Origin of the sequence: Novosphingobium olei (assembly GCF_012927405.1) — a bacterium.
GTDB lineage: Bacteria > Pseudomonadota > Alphaproteobacteria > Sphingomonadales > Sphingomonadaceae > Novosphingobium > Novosphingobium olei.
This window is the reverse complement of the sequence record NZ_JABBGM010000006.1, coordinates 209,722-234,987: the sequence shown is the minus strand read 5'-3', so window position 1 is coordinate 234,987 and position 25,266 is coordinate 209,722. Positions and strand designations below refer to the sequence as shown.

Annotated in this window: 18 protein-coding genes; 10 read left to right on the top strand and 8 right to left on the bottom strand. The window is 66.2% G+C overall.

Going from position 1 to position 25,266, the window contains the following annotated elements; all coding sequences use genetic code 11:
* Positions 1–43 precede the first annotated feature (43 nt).
* The 4 genes from HHL27_RS14805 to HHL27_RS14790 all read left to right on the top strand — a co-directional run bounded on the left by HHL27_RS14805 (position 44) and on the right by HHL27_RS14790 (position 7,150).
* Positions 44–2,290 carry a TonB-dependent receptor gene (locus tag HHL27_RS14805; RefSeq protein WP_169494214.1) on the top strand — a complete coding sequence of 749 codons (2,247 nt, stop codon included), beginning with the start codon at positions 44–46 and terminating at the stop codon, positions 2,288–2,290.
* 92 nt (positions 2,291–2,382) lie between these two features.
* Positions 2,383–4,593: a beta-glucosidase family protein gene (locus HHL27_RS14800; protein ID WP_169494213.1), complete on the top strand. Its 2,211-nt coding sequence runs from the start codon at positions 2,383–2,385 to the stop codon at positions 4,591–4,593.
* 2 nt (positions 4,594–4,595) lie between these two features.
* On the top strand, positions 4,596–6,092 hold the full coding sequence (locus tag HHL27_RS14795; protein WP_169494212.1) for a glycoside hydrolase family 30 protein: 1,497 nt from the start codon (positions 4,596–4,598) through the stop codon (positions 6,090–6,092).
* 17 nt (positions 6,093–6,109) lie between these two features.
* Positions 6,110–7,150, top strand: coding sequence for a nucleoside hydrolase (locus HHL27_RS14790; protein ID WP_338114916.1), 1,041 nt, complete (start codon positions 6,110–6,112; stop codon positions 7,148–7,150).
* Here the strand turns inward: HHL27_RS14790 and HHL27_RS14785 are convergent.
* The 5 genes from HHL27_RS14785 to HHL27_RS14765 all read right to left on the bottom strand — a co-directional run bounded on the left by HHL27_RS14785 (position 7,147) and on the right by HHL27_RS14765 (position 14,280).
* Positions 7,147–8,478: an ankyrin repeat domain-containing protein gene (locus HHL27_RS14785; RefSeq protein ID WP_169494211.1), complete on the bottom strand. Its 1,332-nt coding sequence runs from the start codon at positions 8,476–8,478 to the stop codon at positions 7,147–7,149. The two genes, HHL27_RS14790 and HHL27_RS14785, sit on opposite strands and share 4 nt — an antisense overlap.
* On the bottom strand, positions 8,471–9,808 hold the full coding sequence (locus HHL27_RS14780; RefSeq protein WP_338114915.1) for a DUF1552 domain-containing protein: 1,338 nt from the start codon (positions 9,806–9,808) through the stop codon (positions 8,471–8,473). The genes HHL27_RS14785 and HHL27_RS14780 overlap by 8 nt, the downstream gene beginning before the upstream one ends.
* Positions 9,805–12,291, bottom strand: coding sequence for a DUF1592 domain-containing protein (locus tag HHL27_RS14775; protein WP_240959827.1), 2,487 nt, complete (start codon positions 12,289–12,291; stop codon positions 9,805–9,807). Before HHL27_RS14775 ends, HHL27_RS14780 begins: the two co-directional genes overlap by 4 nt.
* Positions 12,292–12,457: 166 nt before the next feature.
* Positions 12,458–13,606, bottom strand: coding sequence for an MFS transporter (locus HHL27_RS14770; RefSeq protein WP_169494210.1), 1,149 nt, complete (start codon positions 13,604–13,606; stop codon positions 12,458–12,460).
* Positions 13,603–14,280: a TetR/AcrR family transcriptional regulator gene (locus HHL27_RS14765; RefSeq protein WP_169494209.1), complete on the bottom strand. Its 678-nt coding sequence runs from the start codon at positions 14,278–14,280 to the stop codon at positions 13,603–13,605. Before HHL27_RS14765 ends, HHL27_RS14770 begins: the two co-directional genes overlap by 4 nt.
* 144 nt (positions 14,281–14,424) lie before the next feature.
* On the opposite strand from HHL27_RS14765, the gene HHL27_RS14760 reads away from it, so the two are divergent.
* From HHL27_RS14760 to HHL27_RS14735, 6 genes are all read left to right on the top strand, one after another.
* Entirely contained in the window at positions 14,425–16,656 is a 2,232-nt protein-coding gene (locus HHL27_RS14760; protein ID WP_240959826.1) for a TonB-dependent receptor, read from the top strand.
* A 34-nt stretch (positions 16,657–16,690) separates the two neighbouring features.
* Entirely contained in the window at positions 16,691–17,959 is a 1,269-nt protein-coding gene (locus HHL27_RS14755; protein ID WP_169494207.1) for an aminotransferase class III-fold pyridoxal phosphate-dependent enzyme, read from the top strand.
* Between the two features lie 10 nt (positions 17,960–17,969).
* Complete coding sequence (locus HHL27_RS14750) at positions 17,970–18,938, top strand: PfkB family carbohydrate kinase (protein WP_206069634.1); 969 nt, start codon at positions 17,970–17,972, stop codon at positions 18,936–18,938.
* Positions 18,931–19,581, top strand: coding sequence for a class II aldolase/adducin family protein (locus tag HHL27_RS14745; RefSeq protein ID WP_169494206.1), 651 nt, complete (start codon positions 18,931–18,933; stop codon positions 19,579–19,581). Before HHL27_RS14750 ends, HHL27_RS14745 begins: the two co-directional genes overlap by 8 nt.
* A 44-nt stretch (positions 19,582–19,625) precedes the next feature.
* Positions 19,626–21,170, top strand: coding sequence for a N,N-dimethylformamidase beta subunit family domain-containing protein (locus tag HHL27_RS14740; RefSeq protein ID WP_169494205.1), 1,545 nt, complete (start codon positions 19,626–19,628; stop codon positions 21,168–21,170).
* A gap of 296 nt (positions 21,171–21,466) precedes the next feature.
* Entirely contained in the window at positions 21,467–21,724 is a 258-nt protein-coding gene (locus HHL27_RS14735; RefSeq protein ID WP_169494204.1) for a hypothetical protein, read from the top strand.
* Between the two features lie 84 nt (positions 21,725–21,808).
* On the opposite strand, the gene HHL27_RS14730 is transcribed toward HHL27_RS14735, so the two are convergent.
* The 3 genes from HHL27_RS14730 to thiC all read right to left on the bottom strand — a co-directional run bounded on the left by HHL27_RS14730 (position 21,809) and on the right by thiC (position 25,142).
* Complete coding sequence (locus tag HHL27_RS14730) at positions 21,809–22,279, bottom strand: glycine zipper 2TM domain-containing protein (RefSeq protein WP_169494203.1); 471 nt, start codon at positions 22,277–22,279, stop codon at positions 21,809–21,811.
* Positions 22,280–22,373: 94 nt separating this feature from the next.
* Positions 22,374–22,772: a nuclear transport factor 2 family protein gene (locus HHL27_RS14725; RefSeq protein WP_169494202.1), complete on the bottom strand. Its 399-nt coding sequence runs from the start codon at positions 22,770–22,772 to the stop codon at positions 22,374–22,376.
* Positions 22,773–23,261: 489 nt separating this feature from the next.
* Positions 23,262–25,142 (bottom strand): phosphomethylpyrimidine synthase ThiC, encoded by a 1,881-nt coding sequence (gene thiC / locus HHL27_RS14720; RefSeq protein WP_169494201.1) that lies wholly within the window; start codon positions 25,140–25,142, stop codon positions 23,262–23,264.
* Between the last annotated feature and the right edge of the window lie 124 nt (positions 25,143–25,266).

Here is a 25,266-nt window from a genome sequence, read left to right as displayed (position 1 = left end):
TTGGCGGCTTGCGAGCCGTCGACAGCCAAGGGAGGAACAACCAATGAAGCTTATCAAGACCGCCTGCCTGGTCTCGGCGATCGCGCTTTCCGCGCCGGCCTACGCCCAGGATGCAGCGCAGACCACCGCGCAGCAGAGCGCCGATGCCGTGCCGACCGGCGACATCGTGGTGACGGCGACCCGCCAGTCGACCCTGTTGTCCAAGACCCCGATCACGCTTTCGGCCATTACCGGCGACGGCCTGAAGAGCTCGGGCATCACGGACGCGCGCGCACTGACCACCGCCATTCCGAACCTTGCGCTGACCGAAAGCGGCGATGCCGTTCGCATCTCGATCCGTGGCGTGACCAGCACCGACACCACCGAAAAGGGTGACCCTTCGGCCGCCTTCCTGCTTGACGGCATCTACATCGCCCGCCCCGCCGACACGCTGGGCAGCTTCTACGACGTCGAGCGCGTCGAAGTCCTGCGCGGGCCGCAGGGCACGCTCTATGGCCGCAACACCACGGCGGGCGTGATCAACGTCATCGCCAACCGGCCGGTCGATGCCTTCCACGCCTCGGTCGATGCAAGCTACGGCAACCTGAACACCGTCGATGCATCCGCCATGGTCAACGTCGGGCTCGGCAACGGCCTCGGCATCCGTGCTGCCGCCAACTATCAGCGCCAGGACCCGTACTACACCGTCGAAGGCGCGTCTTCGCGACTGAACCCGTTCCGCGACGTGCTGTCGGGCCGTCTCTCGTTCGGTGGCGAGACCGGCAATCTCAAGTTCGTCATTCGCGGCGACTACACGCAGACCCGTGGCACCGGCACGAACGGCAATCTCGTCACGCTTGATCGTTTCTTCGATCCCGCGACGGTGACCCCAACCAACAACCCGGTCTATGTCAATCGCAGCAGCGATGAACAGCGCCTGCTCACCGTCAACCCCACCTATCGGAACTGGCGCAACAACAAGGCCTACGGCATCATGGGTGAGTTCACCTATGATTTCGGTCCGGTCCAGCTGACCTACCTCGGTTCGTATCGCAAGACCGACCGTGACGACACGCGCAACCTGCTGCTGTTCAGCGCGCTCAACAATCCCGCGTTCTTCTTCGGCCATTTCAAGCAGGACAGCCACGAACTGCGTCTGGCGTTCGGTCAGGGCTCGCCGCTGCACGGTCAGGTCGGTGGCTATTACTTCCACGAAAAGTCCGACCTTGAATTCAACCTGGGTGCCCCGCTGTCGAGCCTCGTCGTCGCCGGCGCGACTGGCTTCGCCTTCCCGCAGGGCCCGACCGTTTCGCGTTCGAAGGCCGTGTTCGGCCAGGTCACCTATGACCTGACGTCGGACCTGCACGTGACGGGTGGCGTGCGCTACACCAACGACTTCAAGTCGCGGAACGGTGCCACGGTCGTTGACTTCCCAACGGTGGCATCGTCGTTCTGCGGCGCGCTGCGCTGCACGCTCAACGAAAACATTGCCAAGAAGACCTGGAACAAGACCATCTGGAAGGTGGGCGTCGACTACGATGCGCCGGGCCTCGGCCTGTTCTATGCCAACGTTTCCACCGGCTACAAGGCGGGCGGCTTCAACGACGGCTGCGTGACCGGAAGCGGCGTGGGCTGTTCGCTGACCGCCGATGCGCTGTACTACAACCCCGAGAACCTGACCTCGTACGAAGTCGGTGCAAAGCTGCGCTTCTCGAACGCGTTCCGGCTCAACGCTTCGTTGTTCCACTACGACTACGACAAGCTGCAGGTCAGCCAGGTCGTGACCGTGCCGATCCCGGCCACGCTCATCAGCAACGCCGCAAAGGCCAAGGTCGATGGGCTTGAGCTTGAAGCCACCCTGCAGCCGGGCGACAACGACCGCTTCGATCTGGGCTACACCTACACCAATTCGCGTTACACCAACTTCACGCCCAACCCGGTTGCTTACCCGAGCTTCAACTTCAATGGCGCCCTGCTCGACCATGCTCCCAAGCATGTCGCGACGGCCGCCTGGACCCACACGATCGTCCTCGGAGACGCGGGCAAGCTGGACCTCGGCGTGCGCAGCCGCCTCAGCTCGGAATACTTTATTCTCGATCTGAACAACCTGTCGCAGTTCCGTCAGCCGGCCTTCACCAAGACCGACGCGACGATCACCTACACCGCCCCGAACGACCGTTTCTATGTTCAGGGCTTCGTGAAGAACATCGAAGACAACATCACGATCGCGCATGCCGCGTCGGGTCTTGGCGCCGGTGTGACGATCGAAGCACCGCGAACCTACGGCGTGCGCGCCGGGGTCAAGTTCTAAGCAGATCCACCCTGAACTGGGCCGCAGTCTTCGGATTGCGGCCCAATTATTTGGGGTTCCCCCCGATTCCAGATTTCATCCAAGGAGTTCGCATGACCCTCTCCCGGATTCTTGCCGCCGGCGTCGCCCTTGCCGCGCTTTCGCACGGTGCGGCAAACGCCCAGCAGGCGCCTGCTGTCGATCTGAAGGCGGCCGAGGCCCGCGCTGCTGCGACCGTCAAGCAGATGACGGCCGAAGAGAAGGTCATCCTGACGCACGGCCCGATGCCCCTGCCCTTCTTCCCGGGCACAGTCATGCCCAAGGAAGCGATCCCCGGCGCTGGCTATATCGCTGGCGTGCCCCGGCTGGGGGTACCCGCGCTCACCGAAACGGACGCCAGCCTTGGCGTCGCCTGGGTTGGCGGGTTGCGCAAAGACGGGGCGACCGCCCTCCCCTCAGGCCTCGCTCAGGCCGCGTCGTGGAACCCGCAGCTGCTTTATCAGGGCGGCGCGATGATCGGCTCGGAAGCGCGGGCCAAGGGTTTCAACGTCCTTCTCGCCGGTGGTGTCAACCTGATGCGCGATCCGCGCAACGGCCGCACTTTCGAATACCTTGCAGAAGACCCGCTGCTTTCGGGCATGCTCGTCGGCGCGGCCATCCGCGGGGTCCAGTCCAATCACATCATCTCGACCATCAAGCACTTCGCGCTCAACGGCCAGGAAACCGGGCGAAAGTACGTCGACATCAAGATCAACGAAGGCGCCGCGCGCGAAAGCGACCTGCTCGCCTTCCAGATCGGCATCGAGCAGGGCCAGCCCGGCTCGGTCATGTGCGCCTATAACCGCGTGCATGGAGACCAGGCCTGCGCCAGCGACTGGCTGCTGAACAAGGTGCTCAAGCAGTCCTGGGGCTGGAAGGGCTTCGTCATGTCGGACTGGGGCGCCGTCCCCGGTCTGGACGCGGCGATCAAGGGCCTAGACCAGCAGTCGGGCGAGCAGCTCGACAAGGGCGTGTTCTTTGCAGACCAGCTCAAGGCGAAGGCTGCCGCCGATCCGGCCTGGAGCGCGCGGCTCGACGACATGAACAAGCGCGTCCTGACCGCGATCTACGCCGCGGGGCTGGACAAGAACCCCGCCAAGCCGGGCGGCGCGATCGACTTTGCGAAGAACGCGCAGGTGGCAGAAGAAACCGCCAAGCAGGGTATCGTTCTGCTCAAGAACCGCGAAGGCTTGCTGCCGCTGGCCAAGACCGCCAAATCGATTGCGGTGATCGGCGGCTACGCCGACAGCGGCGTGGTTGCAGGCTCGGGATCGAGCCTTGTCCACGACGAAAAAGGCCCTGCGGCCACGCGTTCGCTGGGCGGCGATGGCCCGTTTGCCGCGCTGATGCAGCAGTCCTACCACCGGTCTGCCCCTTTGAAGGCGATCAAGGCGCTTGCACCGCAAGCCACCGTCACCTTCCGCGATGGCCGCTACATTGCCGATGCGGTCGAAAAGGCAAAGCAGGCGGAAGTCGCCATCGTGTTCGCCACCGAATGGCGCACCGAAGGTCTCGACCAGCCCGACCTGTCGCTGCCGGACGGCCAGGATGCGCTGATCGCTGCCGTTGCCGCCGCCAACCCGAACACCATCGTCGTCCTCGAAACTGGTGGTCCCGTCGCGATGCCCTGGCTCGACAAGGCCGGCGCCGTGGTCGAAGCCTGGTATCCCGGTGCGCGCGGTGGCGAAGCGATCGCGTCGGTGCTGTTCGGCGATACCAACCCGGGTGGCCGCCTGCCGGTCACGTTCCCGGCCAGCGTCAACCAGCTGCCCCGGCCCAAGCTTGACGGCAGCGACTGGGTCGAGCCCAATTTCTCGGGCGATCCGGAGCCGGGCAAGGACAAGCTCGTCGCGGATTACGACGTCGAAGGTTCGGACGTCGGATACCGCTGGTTCGCGCGGAACGGGGCCAAGCCGCTGTTCCCGTTCGGTTACGGCCTCAGCTACACGACCTTCTCGCGCAATGCGCTGAAGGTTGCGGGGCTTTCCGCAAGCTTCACCCTGACCAACACGGGCAAGGTTGCCGGCGATGACGTCGGGCAGGTCTATCTCGTGTCGCGCCCGGACGGCGCCAAGCAGCGTCTCGTCGGGTTCCAGCGGGTGAGCCTTGCGCCGGGCGCGTCGCAGAAGGTTACCGTGAAGATCGATCCGCGCCTGCTGGCCGACTGGAAGGATGGCGGCTGGACGATGCCGGCGGGCGAATACGGGTTTGCGCTCGGCGCCAACGCACAGGACCTCGGCCCCGTGGTCAAGGTGAAGATGGCCGCGCGCAGCTGGAAGGACTGACCATGGCGGGCCCGGGCGTCAGTCGCAGGGAAGCATTCGGTCTCGTTGGTGCAGGTGCACTGGCGAGCGCGGTTCCGGGTCTCGCAGGAGCGGCCACCGGATCGCCCCCGCATGAACGTTCGGGCCCGCTCTGGTTTTCGACCCGGGCAGGGCAACCCTGGCGCTCCGTTGCAGTGCCCGAACTGACTGCGGCAGCGGCCAATCCGTTTGCGATGAGCGCGCAGATCCGGCTCGATGCGCCCAAGCAGACGATCGCCGGCTTCGGCGGTGCCTTCAGTGAAAAGGGCTGGGAAGCGCTCTCGGCCTTGCCAGCACCGGCCCGCGCCACGGCGCTCGAGCGGTTGTTCGGCGATGATGGCTGCGCCTTCAGCCAATGCCGCACGCCGATCGGGGCGAACGACATCTCGCGCAAGTGGTACAGCTACGACGAAACGCCCGGCGATTTCGCGCTGTCCCACTTCTCGGTCGCCAACGATCGCGAAACGCTGATCCCCTACATCAAGGCAGCAAAGGACTTGCGCCCCGACCTGAAGGTCTGGGCCTCGCCCTGGTCCCCTCCGACGTGGATGAAGAAGGGGGGCCACTATGCGCAGGCCCCGGCATGGCCCAACAATCCCGACAACGGCATCCGGCCAGACCAGCTGGGCAGGGAAGGAACCGATTCCTTCATCCAGGAAGATCGCTACTTCGAAACCTACGCGCGCTATTTCGCGCGATATGTCGAGGAATACGCCAAGGCCGGCATCCGCATCGACACGGTGATGCCGCAGAACGAATTCAACTCGGCACAACCGTTCCCGAGCTGCACATGGACGCCCGAAGGGCTCGCCAGGTTCATCCCGTTTGTGGGGCGAGAGATGGACAAGCTGGGCGTGCGCGTGTTCTTCGGAACGCTCGAGCGCGGCAACGCCGATCTGGTCTCGGCGGTGATGGCGCATCCGGAAGCGGCGGCGGTCATCAAGGGCCTGGGCGTGCAGTGGGCCGGAAAGGCGGCACTTCCCGCCCTCGCCGAACGCTTCCCCAAGCTTGAGCTCTGGGGTTCGGAGCAGGAATGTGGCGTCGGCACCAACGACTGGCACTATGCGCGCTATGGCTGGGCAACGATCAAGCGCTATTTCCAGTACGGGGCGAGTGCATGGACATACTGGAACATGGCCATGCCCAAGGGCGGCATGAGCGGGTGGGGTTGGCCGCAGAACAGCCTTGTCGAAGTGGACACCGCTGCGGGCACGTATCGGCTGACCGAAGACTATTGGCTTATTCGACACCTTGCCGCGTTCGTGCGCCCGGGCGCCCGCTTCGTGCCGGTCGACAGCTTCCTGGGCTTCGATGACCAGCTGGCCTTCCGCAATCCCGACGGTTCGCTCGTGCTGGTGACCAACAACGCCATCGCGCAGCCGTTGACCGTGCGCAACATGATCGGCGGCAGGATGCTGTCCCTTGAACTCGCGCCCGATTCCCTCAACACGATCGTCCTGCCGGCGAGCATGATCGGCTGAAGCCCAAGGAGTTGCGCGTGGATCGACGGTCATTTCTCGGCACGTCCGGCGCCCTGCTTGCCGGCCTCGCCGCAATGCCGGCATTCGGTGAACGGCCCGCGATTGCCCGCCTTGTCGTCGACAACGACTTCGGTGGCGATCCGGACGGGCTGTTCCAGCTTGCCCATCAACTGCTGTGCCCGGCAACCCGGACCACGCTCATCGTCGGCACGCATCTTCAGCCCGGATCGCCTTTTGATCCGAGCAGTCGGCAGGCCCGCAATGCTGCCGACAAGGCCAAAGACCTGCTTGCCCTGCTTGGCATGCAGACGCCGGTGATCGCTGGCGGAGAGACCGCCCTCGCCTCGCTGCAGGATCGCACGAGCAGCCCGGCCACCAGCGCAATTGTACACGAAGCGCTGCGCGAGGATACCGGCGAACCGCTGATCTATGCCGCCGGCGCCGGACTCACCGAGATCGCCCGCGCCTGGCGCGCCGATCCGCGCATCGGCAAACGGTTGAAGCTGATCTGGATCGGCGGCAACGAGCACGCAGGGCTTGGCCCCGTGCTGCCGGGACCGCCCGAAGTCGAATACAATCTGACGATCGATCCCTTGGCCGCGCAGGTCATCTTCAACGAAAGCGACATCGAAATCTGGCAGGTGCCGCGCAACGCCTATCGGCAGATGCTGGTCGATATCGCCGAAATTCGCGCGCTCGCCAGCAACGGCCCACTGGGCGCCTACCTCCATGGCGAGCTTGAAGCATTGCTGGGGAAACTGGACACCATGCCCCCGGCGATCGCCGCAACGCTTCCTCGAACCGAGACTTACGTGCTCGGCGACAGCCCGCTGGTCACGCTGACGGCGCTGCAAACGCCGTTCCAGCCCGACGCGGCATCCAGCGACTATGTCACCATGCCCACCCCCCGGCTCGGACCTTCGGGCGAATATCGGGCCAATCCCGGCGGCAGGCCGATGCGCATCTATACGCGGATCGATGCGGGGCTGACGTTCCGCAGCATGTTCGCCCGCATCCGCGCCCAGGATGGGCGCTCTCGGTCCGCCTCCGGGGCCTAGCGCACGGCAGGCAGTCTTGCGCCGGGATCGGCCTTGGGAAACGCCTGCCCATACGCCGCCTTGACCTCGGAGATAGCACCGGCTGCGGCCTGCTGCGCGGTGCGACCGGATTTGTCCGCGATGTCGGTGCGCGCGCGATGGTCTGCCAGCAGCTTCAGCATCGCGCCCTGCTGCGGGTGGTAGCCTCCATCCAGAACGCGGTGCAGCGCCGTCTTACCGCTCGCATCCTGCACGTCGACATTGCCGACAAGTTCGATGGCCAGCGCCACAGCCTCAGGGCTCTGGCTGGAAGCTGCGGCCAGCAGCACGTTGGTCCCGTCCGCGGCGACGAAGGTCTTGTCGGCGCCGCCTGCGACAAGTCGCCGCATGACCGCGGCCTGTCCCGACTGCGCCGCCCGCAGCAACGGCGGCGTCGGCGGAACGGGCGGCGGCGGCACGCCGAAGTTCGCCTCGGTCACCCAGGTGATCCGAGAGGGTCCGGTCAGGCCATTGGCATCGGCCCCGTGTGCCAGCATCGCGGCGACGAGCGCGTCCGCCCCTGCGGCAGCGGCGACGTGGAGCGGGCGGTTGCCGTTGCGGTCGATCTCGGCCAGATCGCCGCCGCGTTCGATCAGCTTCTGCGCCACGGCCCAGTTCTTCTGGTAGAGCGCCATCTGCAGCGCGCTGGTGTTTTCCGGCCCACGGCGAGAAAGGTCGGCACCGGCCGCGACGATCGCATCGAACACCGCCGGGTTGCCGCCGGCGATGGCGAAGAACAGCGGGGTGAAGCCGCCCTTCGCTTCCCGTTCGACCTTCGCGCCGGCCTTCAGCAGGAGCGCCACCGCTTCAGCCTGTCCGGCAGAGGCAGCCCACATCAGCGGGGTCTGCCCGCGCGGGTCAAGGCTTTCGACCGGGGCGCCGCGATCTAGGAGCGCCCGGACCGTGGCGGGGGTCGAAAAGCGCGCGCACAGCGCCAGCGGCGAGGCGCCCTCCGCCGAGGCCCGGTGCACATCGGCGCCGGCGTCGACAAGCGCCAGCACGATCGCCGGATCGCCGCGTTCGCAGGCAAGCCCCAGCGGCGTAAGCCCCGAGGCATCGGCCACGCTGGCTTTCGCGCCATGGGCCAGCAGCATGCGGACAAGGTCTGCGTCCTGCACCTCCACCGCGCGCGCCAGCGGGGTTTCGCCATAGGCGAGCCGCTGGTTCGCATCCGCGCCCCCGGCGAGTGCCGCCCCGAGCGCGGCCACATCGTCGCGCCCAATCGCATCGGCCACGCGATCGTCCTGCGCATGCGCGGCACCGGCCGTCACGCTCGCCGACAAGGCCACCGCCAGCAGCAGCCTACGCATCGGTCAGTTCTCGCAAGGGGCCAGTGCTGTCGCCGAACCTGTCGGTCTGGACGCCCAGCAGGTTGAGCCCGGCGAGCATCAGGTTCGACATCGAAGTGCCCTTGGCCACTTCGACATGGCGCCCGCCCTTCACCAGCCCGCCCGCGACGATCACCGGCAGATCCATGAAGTCGTGATCGTTGGAATCGCCGAACGCCGATCCCCGGATCACCAGCGTGCTGTCGAGCAGCGAGCCCGCGCCATCGCGCGTGTCCTTCATCCGCTGCAGCGCGTAGGCGAAGAATTCCATGTGATAACGGTTGATCTGCGCCAGCTTGGCCATCTTGTCCGGGTTCTTGCCGTGATGGCTCAGCATGTGGTGCGAATCCGGCACGCCGATCTCGGGGTAGGTGCGGTTGGAAATCTCGCGCCCGATCATGAACGTGCCCACGCGCGTCAGGTCGGCCTGCATCGCCAGCACCTGCAGGTCGATCATCAGGCGCACGTGGTCGGCAAAGGTGGCGGGGATGCCCGCCGGCTGCTGGAGGCCGGTCTGCACCACGGCGGGCCCGGCTTCGGCCCGCTGGATGCGGCGTTCGATCGCGCGCGAGGCTTCGAGATATTCGTCGAGCTTGTGCCGGTCCTCAACACCGAGCGCGCCCGAAAGCCGCGCCGCATCCTCGCGCACGAAGTCCAGGATCGAGGTCTGCCGCCGCGCCTGCGCGGTGCGGCTTTTCGCATCCAGCGCCTCGCCATCGCCGAACAGGCGCTCGAACACGTCGCGCGGGTTGGCGGTGACCGGCAGCGGCACGGTGGGCGTCAGCCAGGAAATGCCGTTGGTATAGGCACAGGAATAGTTGATGTCGCAGCTGCCCAGCAGGCTCGCCTGGTCGATCCCCAGTTCGAGCGAGGGGATCTGCGTCGCATCGCCCAGATGCGCGGCGAACACCTGGTCCATCGACACGCCGCAGCGGATATCGGGCCCTTCGGTCTGCTTGGCGTGCGCGCCGGTCAGGAACGCGGGGCAGGACCGGCCGTGACCCGCCGGACGATCGCCCATCGCCGCCGCCTGCGGATGGCCCAGCCCGGACACCACGACCATGCTGTCGCGATGCGGGGCGAGCGGCGCCAGCGTGGGTGGCAGCGCATAGTCGCGCCCCGTCGACGCCGGGCGATACGCGTCCATCGTCATGCCGTTGGGGGTATAGAACACCTGCAGCCGCTTCGGCCGCTGCGCCGTATCCGCCATGGCACTGTTCGGCAGCATCGCTTCGAGCAGCGGCAGCGCCATGGCCGTGCCGGCGCCGCGCAGGACGGTGCGGCGTGACAGGGGCTTGCGGATGATCCTCACTTCGCTCTCCTGCCCGATGCTGCACCCGGAGTGACGGCGACGACGCTCATCGCGGCCTTGCGCATGGTGAACCCCGGACTCGTCACGATCCCGCGCACGATGGTCTGCGCGCGATAGTCGTCGCGCGCCGCCTGCCGGGCGATGGCGCGCACCGCCGGCATGTCCTGCGGCCCCAGCCCGCGTGCCAGGGCATAGGTCATCAGCCGCTCGGTAAAAGCCTGCGCGAATTCGTCGCGCCGAGCCATCAGCACGTCGCGCAGGCCGCCGACGCCCGCGATGTTCGCGCCGGTCGGCAGCGTGGCGGTGTTGTCGATCGCCTGGCCGGCGTCGCTGGTGCGCCAGGCGCCCACCGCGTCGAAGTTTTCGAGCGCGAAGCCCAGCGGGTCCATCTTCATGTGGCAAGCGGCGCACGATGCGTTGGCGCGATGCAGTTCGAGCTGCTGGCGCGCGGTAAGCAAGCGGCCGTCATGCTCGGTCTTGAGCGCGGGAACGTCCGGCGGCGGCGGCGGCGGGGGCGATGCCAGCATGTTGTCGAGTATCCACTTGCCACGCTTCACCACAGAAGTGTGGTTGCCATACGACGTCACCGTCAGGATGCTCGCCTGCCCCAGCAGTCCGCCGCGCGGCGATGCCGGATCGAGCGCCACCTTGCGGAAGGCAGGGCCGCGCACGCCCGCAATCCCGTAGTGTTCGGCAAGCCGCTGGTTGAGGAACGTGTAGTCCGAGCGGATGAAATCGGTCACCGGCCGGTTGGCCGACAGCACGTTGGCGAAGAACATCCGCGTCTCCGTCGCCATCGCCTCGCGCAGGCGGTGATCGAATTGCGGGAACACCGTGATGTCGGGGCGCTGCTGGTCGAGATTGCGCAAGTAGAGCCACTGACCGGCGAAGTTGTCTGTCAGCGCGCCTGCCCTGGGATCGGCCAGCATCCGCGCGATCTCGCCATCGAGCACCGCGGGCGTGCGCAACCTGCCCTGCTCGGCGAGCGCAAGCAGGCGTTCATCGGGGATCGAGCTCCACAGGAACAGCGAAAGCCGCGTGGCAAGGTCTAAGTCCGAAACCGGGTAGGCCGCGCCCGCTGGCGTGCCCGGCGGCGGGCTTTCCACCACGAACAGGAAGCGCGGCGAGACCAGCAGCGCCTCGATCGCGGCCTCGATCCCGTGCCCGAAGTCCGACTGCTTGCGCTCTCCGTTATAGATGGCCAGCAGCGGCGCGACATCGGCCGGGCTGACCGGGCGTCGCCATGCGCGCCGCGCCAGCGTTGCGAGGATCTGCCGCGCGCACGGCTCTTCCTGCGCCACGGAGCGGGGCGTGCAGATGAAAATCGCCCGGCGCGAAGGCGTTTCGGCAAGGCCCTTGGCCTCGAAGGGACCGGCGACGTCCAGTTGCAGCAGATCGCGCGGGAAGTTGCGCTGCGAATAGCGCGAATGCATCCGCCACGATGGCACCATCAGCGTGCTCGCCCGCACGCCATCGACCCACACGTCGAGCGGCAGCAGCGCCGGCTTGTCGATCGGCAGCGGCACGTAGGACGTGTCGTTGCGCAGCGTCTGCACCGTCTCGTCGGGCCAGGTCTGGCGGCGGAACGCCATGCTGACCGTGTGCGGCCCGGCCTTCATCGGCACCCGCGCCACATAGCGGTCCTCGATCAGCCGGTCGCTTTCGTTGTTGGTGTTCGAATTGAGCCAGGCGGCGATGTCGTACTTGCCGTCGTAGCGCGCGTTATAGCGCACCGCGATCCCCCCGCGCGACGCGAGCGGCAGGTCCGCGCCCGCGCGCTCGTTGTAGGCGGGAATGCCCGAATTCATTACCGACCCGTCCTTCGCCACCTGGAACGTGGTGACGTAGTCGCGCTTGGCGGTCAGCCCGGTCGCCTGCCGCGCGACCTTTCCGGCAACGGCGACGTATCGCTCCATCAGCGTCGGCGAAACGCTCAACACATCGGCGATGTTGTCGAAGCCGAAGCCCGAATTGTCCGCCGGCAGCTCGCGCGCGAAATCGCCCTCTACGCCCAGCAGATCGCGCACCGCGTTGGCGTATTCGGCACGGTTGAGCCGCCGCAGCACGCTGCGCCCGGGATCGGGGTTCGCCGCGACGAAGCTTGCTCGGCTCGCATTGAGGAAATCGACGAAGGCGGCGCGCATTTGCGGATCGGGCTGGGGCTTGGAATGCGGCGGCATCTCGCCCGAGGCGACGCGGCGCAGGATCTTCTCCCACGCCTCGGCATTGCGGCCGGTGCGCAAGTCCTCGACCTTCAGATCGGCAACCGACAGCCCGGCGACATTGTCGACGTCGTTATGGCAGCGCGAACAGTATGTATCGAGCATGGGTTCGATCCGCGCGGCGGCGGCGGCCAGCATCGTGCCGTCGGTCTCTACCGCGCCCGCGCCGCGCGTGGCGACGAGGGCGGACGTCGCGGCGGTCAGCGCGCTTGCGAAAAGCAGCGCGCGACCAATAACTGCGCGGCGGACTGGCTTGATCAAAGAACTGCCCCGAACGGAAAGCCGGCGCGCATCCGCGCCTGTTACGACCCGGGTTCGGGGACTAGGACGGGGCAGCAGGAGCGTCCATTGCCATTAACACCACGTCGCGTCGCGATAATGTGCGCACTTGCAGCAAGACGCTCTCTAGAGCGCAGGCGCGCGCGGATCAGGCCGCTGCGCGCCGGTTCCCGGCCGTTGCCGCATAGACGATCAGCGACAGCAGGATGAAGATCCCGCCGCTGGAACACAGCGCGGCATCGACCGACCAGCGATCCACCAGCAGCGCCGCCGCCGAGGGAAGGAACGCCGCACCGCCCAGCTGGAACGCGGTGAGATAGAGCACGGCGCGGCGGGCTGGATCGATCTCGATCAGCCAGCCTGCGAAGAAGGGGGGCACGAACAGCCAGACGAAGCCGAAGCACACGCCCACCAGCACCAGCCCCGCGCTGCTTTCGCGCGCCAGGAAAAACCCGGCGATCAGCAACCCGGCGACAAGCGCGCCGCCGGCAATCGCCGTCCGGTAATGGACCCGCTCGCCCCAGCGCGCGGCAATGCTTGCCCCCGCGATCTGCGCGACCAGCGAAGAGGCGACGATCAGCCCCTCGAACTTTGCCGAATGCCCATACTTGGCGAGCCAAATGCCAAGATAGCTCCAGGTCGTGACGATTGCTCCCAGGAAGAGCCCCGAACAGCACAGCGCCACAAGGCTTGCAGGTGAAAGCGCGCCGCCGCTCTCGTCGGAAGCAACCGGCCGCATCGTCGATGGCACCGCCAGGGCCAGAAGCGCCGCGAGCACCGCCGCGCCGGCCAGCGCTGCGAACACATGATCCGCAGCAGACCCCGCGCCTTCGACATACGGCAGGGTAAAGGCGACAATAGCCTGCAGCAGCGTCTGCCCCGCCAGAAACAGCGCGCTTGCGCGCTCTACATGCGCGGACAGGGCAATCGCCACCAGCGCCGCCGCCACGAGCACGCCTTCGCACAGGCCGGCCGCGCCGCGCAGCAGCAGCAGCCAGGCGTCATGACCGCCCCCGATGCAGAGCAGGTCCACTGCGGCGAGACCGATTGCCGCAAGGATCGCCACGGCACGCGGATTAGCCCGCCGGAACAGCCAGACGCCGGCCAGTGAGCCGAGCGCGATCGCCAGCATCTCCACGGTGACGAGGTTGCCGATCTCCGCTTCGGAAATGCGGCGTTCGAGCACCAGCCCGCCGAGCAGCAGCGGCTGCAGCCCCAGCACCAGCAGCCCGACCGAGCCGATGGTCAGCGCCACGGTCAGCACGCCGCCGCCGATGCCGCGGACCGCACCCCTCATTCGGCGGCGTCCACCGGCGCGCGCCGCGTCAGGTATTCGGGCAGGAACGTGCGGGAATAGGCGATGCGCGCGCGTCGCGCCTGTTCCTCCATCGCGTCGGTAATCTGGCCATGGCGATGGACCGAAAGCGACCAGATAGCGTCGCTGATGACGATGACTTCCACCAGCCTGTCGCGCAGATCGGGGATTTCCGGCAGCACGAACAGCGCATCGAGCAGCTCGAGCATCCGGCCAGCGGTGACGTAATTGCTGTCGTGATCCTGGATGCCGATGTCGGGCGACCAGGCCGGCCCGCCCAACAGCACCTGCCGCGCCGCAGGATGGGCGTTGAACCAGCGCTGCGCCGATCGGAACTGCCGCGTCTGCAGGTCCTGCCAGCTTTCCACCTCGGTTGGCGGATCGGCCAGCACGGACTGCTCGAAGCGCGTCAGGTAGCGTTCGGCCAGCGCGCTGAAGACGAGCTGGGGTTCGGGAAAGAAGTGATAGATCGACGGCGGCGAGATGCCGACTTCGGCGGCAATCGCGTGAATGCTGAGCGCCGCGGTCGGCACCTTTTCCAGCAGGCGCTCGGCCCCGTCGAGGATCGCCTCGAAACGCGCCTTGCTGCGCTTCTGCGCCGGGCGGCGGATGTCGGCGCGGGTCGATCCCCGCTCTGCGGTGCGTCCTTCGGTCATGGTGCCACGATCTTACGGGACCGCGCGAAAATCAATCATCTGTCCGAAAAAATTATCTCGCCAATTTTCAAACTTGACACATTTCGAGATTCGGTCACTCCTAATGCGACAAATGTCGAAAACGGCAATGAGGGAATGACGATGATGCGCGTTGCTGCCCTGCTATCGGTTTCGTTGCTGGCTCTAACCCCTCTCGCCGCACAGGCGCAGGAAGCCGCTCCCCCTGAAGGCGCCCCCAAAAAAAGCGAGGGCCTCGGCGAAATCGTCGTCACCGCCCAGCGGCGTGCCCAGAACGTGCAGGATGTGCCGATCAGCATCGCGGCCATCAGCGGCGAGGCCCTGTCGCAGGCCGGCATCCGCGATCCGCGCGACCTGTCGCTGCTGGTTCCCGGGCTTTCCTCGCAGGCGGGCACGGCGGCCACCACCACATCGCTGTTCCTGCGCGGTGTCGGCATCGGCGATTTCAACTCGAACACCACCGGCGCGGTCGGCGTCTATGTTGACGACGTGTTCCTCGGCGCGAATGCCGGCAAGCTGTTCAACGTCTTCGACAGCGATGGCATCGAAGTGCTGAAAGGGCCGCAGGGCACGCTCTATGGCCGCAACACCACCGCAGGCGCGATCCGCTTCACATCGCGCAAGCCGACCGACACCTTCACCGCCAACGGTTCGGCCTCCTATGGCCGCTACAACGAGATCCAGCTCGAAGGCGGCATGGGCGGCCCGATCGCGGGCGATGTGCTCAAGGCCCGCGTTTCGGGCACCTATCTCAAACGTGATGGCTGGCTGCTCAACCGCGTGACCGGTCACAAGCTCAACGATCTCGACATGTGGGCGGGCCGCGCCATCGTCGATTTCACCCCGAACAGCGACGTGCTGGTCCGCGCCATCGTGCATGGCGGCCAGAACCGGGGCGGCGCGCGGCAATTCCAGCATCGCGGCCAGGGCGTCGATTTCGCCGGCAACCCCAACTTCAGCGCCAGCGGCGTGCCGCTCGACGGGCTCGGCTATGCCGATACCGACAACAACCTGAACGCAGGCGACTACGACGTCGAGGGCAAGGAACGGGTGGACGTGTTCGGTGCCTCGCTCACCGCCAGCGTCCAGTTCGACAAGGTCTCGCTCACGTCGATCAGCGCCTATGAACAAGTCCGCCGCAAGACGCTGGAGGATACCGACGCCAGCCCCAACAATGTCCTGACCGCCACGTACATCGACCGGCCGGACCAGTTCAGCCAGGAAATCCGCCTGCAATCGCGCGACAGCACCAAGGTCAACTGGATTGTCGGCGGCTACTACTTCCACGACAACCTCGTGACGAAAAGCTCGTACGACATCCTGCGCGTGTTCCGCGATCCCAACGACCTGCTGGGCACGTTCGATCCAGTCAACTCGATCGGCAACTTCGCCTTCCCCTACACGCAGAAGACCGAGAGCTGGGCTGCCTTCGCGCAGGCCGACGTCAAGCTCACCGACAAGCTGACCGTCACCGGCGGCTTGCGCTATTCAACCGACAAGATCGACTTCGATTTCCATTCGGCGTTCGACGACGTGATCTTCGTCCCCGTGCTCGATTTCACGGGGTCGAAGACGTTTCACGACCTGTCGTGGCGCGGTGCGGTGTCCTACCAGGCGAGCCGCGACGTGCTGCTCTATGCCAGCGCATCGAAGGGCTACAACAGCGGCGGTTTCGCGGGCGGGTCCTCGTCCGATCCGGCCCAGTTGAAGCCGTTCCGTTCGGAAAAGCTCTATGCCTACGAAGCCGGCTTCAAGAGCGAGCTGCTCGGCCGCACGCTGCGCTTCAACGCTGCCGGGTTCTACTATAATTACAAGGACCTGCAGGTCTTCGTGTTCGATACTTCGGGCACCATCCCGGTGCAGCGCAAGCTGAATGCCGGCAATGCCGAGATCTATGGCGTGGAAGCCGAACTGCAGGCGCAGCCGAGCCGCAACTTCAACGCCTTCGTCAACCTCAGCCTGCTGCACGCGCGCTACAAGACGTTCACCGCGTTGAGCGCGGCCGACTATTCGGGCAACCAGCTGGTCAACGCGCCGTCGGTCGCCGTGTCGGCCGGGTTCACCGTCACCCAACCCCTGCCCGGCGACAGTGCGCTGCGCCTGCGCATGGACGGCAGCTTCCAGTCCGAAACGTTCCTCGCGCCCGACAACCTCGCCAGCAACCGCGTCGCGCCCTATGCGCTCGCCAACGCGCGCCTCTCGTGGCTTTCCCGCGACGAGAAGCTGGAGCTGGCGCTGTGGGCCAAGAACATCACCAACACGCGCTTCACCACTTATGTCTCGCCGGTGATCACGATGGACGAGGTCAACTACAACGATCCGGCCACCTACGGCGTGCAGGTCTCGTTCAAGTTCTGATGTCCCCCTTCAACGATCGAAGAGCACCCCATCCATGAACCGCTCCGCTGACGAGGCGCTACGCGCCCGCGCCCTCAAGGTCATCCCCAACGGGATGTACGGCCACGAATCCACCCGCCTGCTGCCCGCGCTCTATCCGCAATTCTTCAGCAAGGCCGAAGGCGCCTATATCTGGGACGCGGATGGCAACCGCTATCTCGATTTCATGTGCGCCTACGGCCCCAGCCTGCTCGGCTATCGCGACGAACGCGTCGAAGCCGCCGCCCGCGCGCAAACGGCGCTGGGCGATACGCTGACCGGTCCCTCCCCCCTGCTGGTCGATCTGGCCGAAACGCTGGTCGAAATGGTCGATCACGCCGACTGGGCGATCTTCTGCAAGAACGGCACCGATGCCACGACCATGGCGATGAGCGTCGCCCGTGCGCAGACCGGGCGCAAGGTCGTGCTGCTCGCCGCCGGCGCCTACCACGGCGCGGCGCCGTGGTGCACCCCGATCCCGGCCGGCGTGGTGCCCGAAGATCGCGCGCACCTGCGCTATTACACCTACAACGACGTCGAAAGCCTGGAAAAGGCCGTGACCGAAGCGGGTGACGACCTTGCCGCGATCTTTGCCTCGCCCTTCAAGCACGATGCCTTCATCGATCAGGAACTGCCCGATCCGGCCTATGCCCGCCGCGCGCGCGAACTGTGCGATGCTGCCGGCGCCAAGCTGATCGTCGATGAAGTGCGTGCGGGCTTCCGCCTTGCGCGCGGCAGCAGCTGGACAAGCCTTGGCGTGCAGCCAGACCTGTCCGCCTGGGGCAAGTGCTTTGCCAACGGGCACCCGATTTCGGCCCTGCTGGGCAACGATTCCTGCCGCGATGGTGCGGGCCAGATCTACGCCACTGGATCGTTCTGGCTGTCCGCCGTGCCGATGGCGGCGGCCATCGAAACGCTGCGGATCATCCGCGAAACCGACTACCTCGAACACACCGTCCACCTCGGCAATCGCTGGCGCGAAGGGCTCGATGCGGCCGCAGCCCGCCACGGCTATGCCTTGCGCCAGAGCGGCCCGGTGCAGATGCCGCAGATCCTGTTCGCCGAAGATCCGGATTTCCGCACCGGTTATGCCTGGGGCGAGGAGATGCTCAAGCGCGGGGTCTATGTGCACCCTTGGCACAACATGTTCCTGTGCGCGGCGATGACCGATGCCGACATCGACTTCGCGCTCGAAGCGGCAGAGGCGGCGTTCGCCGCGCTCAAGGCCCGGCAGCCTTCGCTCGAACCACATCCGGTGCTCGTCGCCATGTTCGGCGCGCACTGAGAGGCGCATTGTGATCCCTGCCGCTTCGCGCCCGATCGACCTGATGGCGGTCGGCCTCACCACGCTCGATATCGCCGTTCATCCGGTCGCGTCGCTGCCGGGAGAGGAAGGCCAGATCGTCGAGCGCATCGCGCTGTCTCCAGCGGGGACGGCGGCGGGCACCGCCTATGTCGCGCAGCGTCTCGGGCTGCAGGCGGCCGTGGGCTCGGCCATCGGAATCGACCCGCAGGGCCAGCTGGTGCGCTCGATGCTCGAAGCCGAAGGGGTCGATACCACGCTGCTCGTCGATGACGTCGCGATGCCCACGTCGACGACCGTGCTGCCGATCAGGCCCAACGGCGACCGGCCGAACTGGCACATGCTCGGCGCCAGTCTGTTCGCACCGGTCACGCCCGCCGTGCTCGAAGCGCTCGACCGCACCGCGGCGGTGCACTGGGCGGCGGTGGGCTTTCCCGGTACCGCAGGGCAAGGCGCCGGGTTCCTGGCCGCGGCAAAGGCCAGGGGTGCGTTCGTCACCTGCGACCTGATCGCACCATCCCCCGCTGCCGCGCAGGACCTCGACGCGCTGCTGCCGCACGTCGACATCTTCATGCCCAGCCTGGCCGAAGTGGCGGTCCTGTTCGGCAAGACCGATGATCTGCGCGCCGCGGCCGATCACTTCATCGCCAAGGGAGCCGGCGCCTGCCTGTTCAAGCTCGGCGCGCGGGGTGCCGCGCTATTGACGCACGACAGCGTGATCGAAGTGCCGCCTTGGCGGATCGATCCGGTCGATACCACCAGCTGCGGCGATTCCGTCTGCGCGGGATTTCACGCCGCGCGGCATCGCGGGCTTTCGGATCGCGATGCGATGGCGTTCGCCTGCGCGACGGCCGCGCAGGTCGCCTCGGGCATCGGCACAACCGGAACACTTGCCAGCTATCAGGGCGTGGTCGATTTCATGGCCACCCACCAGACGGCCACGGACGCTTCCCATGGGTAACGAACAGGCGCTGCGGCAATCGATGGTCGATGTCATGCAGCAGATGGATGCGCGCGGCCTCAATCGCGGCACCTCGGGCAACGTTTCCATCCGCGTCGATGGCGGCATGCTGGTTACGCCCTCGGGCGTCGTCCCCGGCCGGCTGACGGCGGAGCAGATGGTCTTCGTCGACAATGCAGGCAACTGGGACGATCAGGGGCCGCGCCCCTCATCCGAGTGGCGGATGCATCTCGGCCTCTATCTCGCGCGCGGCGAGGTTGGCGCGGTGGTCCACTGCCATTCGCGCCACGCCACCATCCTGGCCTGCGCGGGGCGAGAGATACCCTCGGTCCACTACATGGTCGCGGTCGCGGGCGGGGCAAAAGTGCCGCTTGCCCCCTATGCCACCTTCGGTTCCGAAGAGCTCGCCCATGCAATTGCCGCCACGCTCGATGGCTATCGCGCCTGCCTGATGACCAACCACGGCCAGATCGCCGTCGGCCGCACGATCCACCAGGCGCTCGCCGTGGCTGACGAGGTGGAGGAACAGGCCGCCGTCTATTGCGGCACACTCGCCATCGGCGGGCCGCTGTTGCTGGATGACGCCGAAATGGCGCGGATCGGCCAGGCTTTCATGCGATACGGACAGCAGAAACAAGGCTGATCCGCTTAACCGGATACGCGCGGCCAATCGAACGGGAGCTCTCGATGATCGCCTTCTATACCGACCGTCTCAGTGCCTGCCCGGGCGAACCGGTGCAGATCTTCGCCAGCGACGACAGTGGCGGGCCATGCACGCTCGAAATCGCCCGCGTCGGTGCGGATCGCCGGGTGTTCGACACGGTCGCGGGCATCGCACCGGGCCATCATCCGACGCCCGACAATGCCGATACCGCCGGCTGCGACTGGCCGCTGGCGCATACTTTCACCATCGGCAGCGACTGGCCGACCGGTTACTACGATCTGGCGCTGACCAATGCCGCGGGCGAACGCTGGCACCATTTCGTCTGTGTCCGCCCGGCGCGGGGCGAAAAGACGGCGAAGGCCCTGCTCGTCCTCGCCACCAACACCTACCACGCCTACAACTACTGGGGCGGGCGCTCTGCCTATTGCGACGTCGGCGCGCTGATGAGCGGGCGCAAGCGCCTGCCCGATGCGATGGCGGGGGCGATCGGCGTGCTTTCGACCCGACGCCCCTTCCCCCAGGCGATCATCGCTGCGCCGGACGATGTGCCCCGCCTTGCCAACCTTCGCCCCCGGGGTTTCGGCGAACGTCCCTGGGCTTCCGACCCGACATGGCGGCTGCGAGCGCAAATGACGCCCTACGATGGCTCGGCGGGCTTCCTCAACAAGTGGGAGCACCGCTTCGTTGAGTGGGCCGAGAGCGAAGGCATCGCGCTGGATTACGCCACCGATCGCGACATCGAATGCGAACCGGCAATGCTGGATGGCTACGCCGCCGTCATGGTCGTCGGGCACAGCGAATACTGGACCGCCGGCCAGCGCGACGCGATCGAGGCTTACGTCGATGGCGGCGGCAACTTCGCCATATTTTCGGGCAACACCGCTTTCTGGAAGGTCCGCTTCGACGACGGCGGCGCCAGCTTCATCTGCCACAAGTGGCGCGGTTTCGAAGACGATCCCGCCGCCAGCGCCGATGCAGCGCAAGGCACGCACCTGTGGTCGCACAACGCCTTCGCACGGCCCGAAGCGGCCATCACCGGGCTCACTTTCCTGTTCGGCGGCTACCATCGGCTGGGCCTGTGCGCGGCGCGCGGCCAGGGCGGATACACGGTCTACGACAGCTTACACTGGTCGCTTGCGGGCACCGATCTCTACTATGGGGACCTGATCGCGCCGGAACTGCCGCTGCTGGGCTACGAGAACGACGGGTGCCGCTTCACCTTCGGCAGCGACGGGGTGCCACGCGCGGTTCCGACGCTGGGCGTGCCGGAAAACCTGGAGATCGTCGCCATCGCGCCCTGTGCCTTCGGGGAGGAGCCGGGCAGCCCCTACCCCCCGATCATTCCGCCCGAAAACCTCGACATCATCGCCCGCGACGTATTCGGCGATCCCGCCTATGCCACCAGTCCCGGGATCATTCGCGGCCACGCGGTGATGGCCTCGTTCAGGCGGGGGCGCGGCGAAGTGTTCAACTGCGGCACCACCGAATGGGCCCATGCCCTCGCCGCCCGCGACCCGTTCGTCACCCGCATCACCCGCAATGTGCTGAGCCGCTTCGGCATCGACTGACGGCCCGGGGATTCGCGGCGCCTTCCCGTCACGGATCGACATTGCGCCGGCGGCTGCTCTGTGCAGGTGCAAAACCAGTCAAGGCAAAGGGTTAATACGAATTTAAGAAGATGTCCCATTCTCCTTTTGGGACCCCCAAAGATCTCGAATTTCAATACTTTGACTGCTGCTCAGCGCCTTTTCATCATGAACAGGTTGTAAAAAGGCGCTTGCATTTGCCACCATAGTGGTGGGAGATGAGAACTGCGAGGCAGCGTTACGTTGCGCTGCATCAGAAAAACATGGGGACTTATTCGATGATCACAAAGGCTCTTCGCCATGGCCTGTCGGCCGTGCTCGCCGCCACGCTCGTTCTTCCGGGCGTTGCCTCCGCTGCCGAGACCCGTTCGGGCAACGCTCTCCCGGCGAAGACGGCACTGACCCGCACCAAGGCTCCGGTGCGCGGCGTGCGCAGCAACGCGCTGCAGCTGATCCCGATCATCGCGATCGTGGCCGGCATCGCCACGGTGACCTGGGTGGTCGTCGACAACTGCAACAACGACAGCCCGGGCTGATCCAGCTTTCATCCAGTCCCGCGAGGAAGGCCCCCCGACAGCAGTCGAGGGGCCTTTTTCTTGGTGTCCGGCCAGCCTGCGGGCTTAGCGGCAGCGTACGTTCGACCGGCCGCTATCGGCCGCAGCACCCACGGCCGCGCCACCGATCGCGCCGATGATCGCGCCGAGCGGCTTGCTGTCGCCCTGGGCGATCAACGCGCCCGCCGTGGCGCCAGCCAAACCACCGACGATCAGGCCGGTCGACCCGTCCGAACGGCGGCAATAGTAACGGCCATCGTTGCCGCGGTACACGCGATCGTTGTAGCTGAGATAGCGTTCGCGATAGCGCGGGCTCTGGCGGTAGTAACGGTCAGCGTAATAACCGCCGTAGTTCGGATCGGGATTGTTGTAGTCGTACCGGCCGTAGCGGTCGTAGTAGCCGCGATCGTAATAGCCCCAATCGCCGGCGTAGCCGTCGCTGGCGTAGCCGGGGCGATCACCGTAGCCATAGGTATCGGTGCAGGCCGACGTCAGCGACGCGGCGGCGAGGGCGGAAAGCAAGAGGGCCTTCTTCATGGCGCCTGCTCCTTCTTTTCAGGGTTAGGGCGCAACGCCGCGCCCGGTGCGTCACGGCAATGGTTGTGCGCGCACGCGGTTCCCGAAAACGATACTAACGCAAGGTCACGAAGATTTCGGCGATCAGCCGCCAGGCGCCGTCCGTCTGCCGCCACTTGGCACTGTAGACCCCGCCCGCGACAAGCGTCCCCTGCCCTTCGATCGTGCCTTCCCAGATCCCCTGTTCCAGCGCGATCGGTTCGATAGTGGAGGCCGTGACCGATTGCGTGGTGCGGACATAGACGGTGCGCGGCCGCGCGGAAAATTCGCGTTTCCAGGCTATCAGCTGTGCCTGCCGCCCGGCAACGACGCCGCTGTCGCTGCCGGTGATGAGCACCACGTCGCGGGCGAGCAGAGGACCGATCGCGCCTAGATCGGCTTCGGCAAGGGCACGGTTGAAAGCGGCCCGGGCGGAGCGGACGGCGAATTCGGCAGCGGGATTCGATGGGGTCATGCGGCTCTTCCTAAATCGGCCAAGTTGACGAAGTTGACAGACTTCAGAGATGAAATGCACGAACCGGCCCATGCGGCCTCCCTCGCCAAACAAAAGTGCGCGATTTCAGGGAGAAGCGACGCGTTCATAGCGTGCTCTTACCCGAAAGGGGCACTGTAGGACAGGGCGGGACGCGTTGTGGATACAGGTTGCATATGCATGCCGTGTCAAACGGGGATCGGGATGGTGCAACGCGTCTTGCATAGCCCGCGTGCGCTACCAAATTGTCGGGCAAAGTTGCATAGCCGAAGCGGCTGCTAAATCGGTCAGGCCCCGGTCATAGCGATGTCACGCCGATGCCGCGCTACGGGGCACGCGCCGGCCGGCCTCCACGCTTCGCAACGAGACGCAGGACAGCGCAACGTAGCGCGACGGCAGGCCAAAAAAGAGGCGGCCGCTTCACCTTTGGAAGCGGCCGCCTGGATTTCAGACAATCGGGGCGGTGGCCGGTCAGTCGTGCTCGCGCCCGCCGGCGCCGATGTAGAGTTCGCGGCCCATCTCGTCGTACTTCGCGCTCATCGCCTTCATGCCCTCTTCGGCCTCGGCCTCGCTGGCGACGAAGCTTTCGACGGGTGCGTTCTGCTTGGCGGCGAATTCGCGGACTTCCTGGCTGATCTTCATCGAGCAGAACTTCGGCCCGCACATCGAGCAGAAGTGCGCAGACTTGGCGCCTTCAGCGGGAAGCGTCTGGTCGTGGTACTGTTCGGCGGTGTCGGGATCGAGCGACAGGTTGAACTGGTCGCGCCAGCGGAATTCGAAGCGCGCCTTGCTCAGCGCATCGTCGCGCACCTGCGCCGCAGGGTGCCCCTTGGCGAGGTCCGCCGCGTGGGCGGCCAGCTTGTAGGTGACCACGCCGACCTTCACGTCATCGCGATCGGGCAGGCCGAGGTGTTCCTTGGGCGTGACGTAGCAGAGCATCGCCGTGCCGTACCAACCGATCTGTGCCGCGCCGATGCCGCTGGTGATGTGGTCGTAGCCCGGTGCGATGTCGGTGACGAGCGGCCCGAGCGTGTAGAACGGCGCTTCGCCGCACGCTTCGAGCTGCTTGGTCATGTTCTCGCGGATCTTGTGCATCGGCACGTGGCCGGGGCCTTCGATCATCACCTGAACGTCTTCCTTCCAGGCGCGCTTGGTCAGTTCACCCAAGGTGTAGAGCTCGGCGAACTGGGCTTCGTCGTTGGCGTCGTAGATCGATCCGGGGCGCAGCCCGTCGCCCAGCGAATAGGCGACGTCGTAGGCCTTCATGATCTCGGTGATTTCGTCGAAACGTTCGTAGAGGAACGATTCCTTGTGATGCGCCAGGCACCACTTGGCCATGATCGAGCCGCCACGGCTGACGATGCCAGTCATGCGCTTTGCGGCGAGCGGGATGTAGGGCAGGCGCACGCCGGCGTGGATGGTGAAGTAATCGACGCCCTGTTCGGCCTGTTCGATCAGCGTATCGCGGAAGATTTCCCAGGTGAGATCCTCGGCGATGCCGCCGACCTTTTCGAGCGCCTGGTAGATAGGGACGGTGCCGATCGGCACGGGGCTGTTGCGCAGGATCCATTCGCGCGTGTCGTGGATGTTGCGTCCAGTAGACAGGTCCATCACGGTGTCCGCACCCCAGCGGATCGACCACACCATCTTGTCGACTTCGGATGCGACGTCTGACGCGACGGCCGAGTTGCCGATGTTGGCGTTGATCTTCACGAGGAAGTTGCGGCCGATCGCCATCGGTTCGGATTCGGGGTGGTTGATGTTGCTGGGAATGATCGCCCGGCCGCGCGCCACTTCGTCCCGCACGAATTCGGCAGTGACGTAGTCGGGGATCGAAGCGCCCCAATCCTGGCCATCGCGGACCAGCGCCTCCTTGAGCTGCTTGCGGCCGAGATTTTCACGGATGGCGACGTATTCCATCTCGGGTGTGATGATGCTCTGGCGCGCGTAGTGCATCTGGCTGACGTTGCCGCCCGCCTTTGCCCGCAGCGGGCGCTTCACGACGTTCGGGAACGCCGGCACGCCGGCCGAGCGATCCGGGCCTTTCAGCCCGTTGTCTTCGGGCTTCACCGCGCGGCCGTCGTAATCTTCGACGTCACCGCGTGCGAGGATCCAGTCGCGGCGGAGTTGCGGCAGGCCGGCGGAGATGTCGATGGTCGCGTTCGTGTCGGTGTAGGGACCCGACGTATCGTAGACGCGCACGGGCGGTTCGCCGCTCGACGGTTCGAGCGAGATTTCGCGCATGGCGACGGTGAGGCCGGGGAAGCGCGCGCTTTCCACGTGGATCTTGCGGCTGCCGCGGATCGGCCCGGTGGTAACGCCGATTTCCAGCCTGGAGTTGATGTCGGCCATGCGCGTGTCCTCTCAAGAGGCGGACGGACCGAGCGCGGGTTGAAGCCGGCCCTTCCCTCCGCCCGTGCTAACGGGTTCAGGTTCGACGGGTCGGGCTGCGTGACCAGCCCCTCTCAGCCGTTCG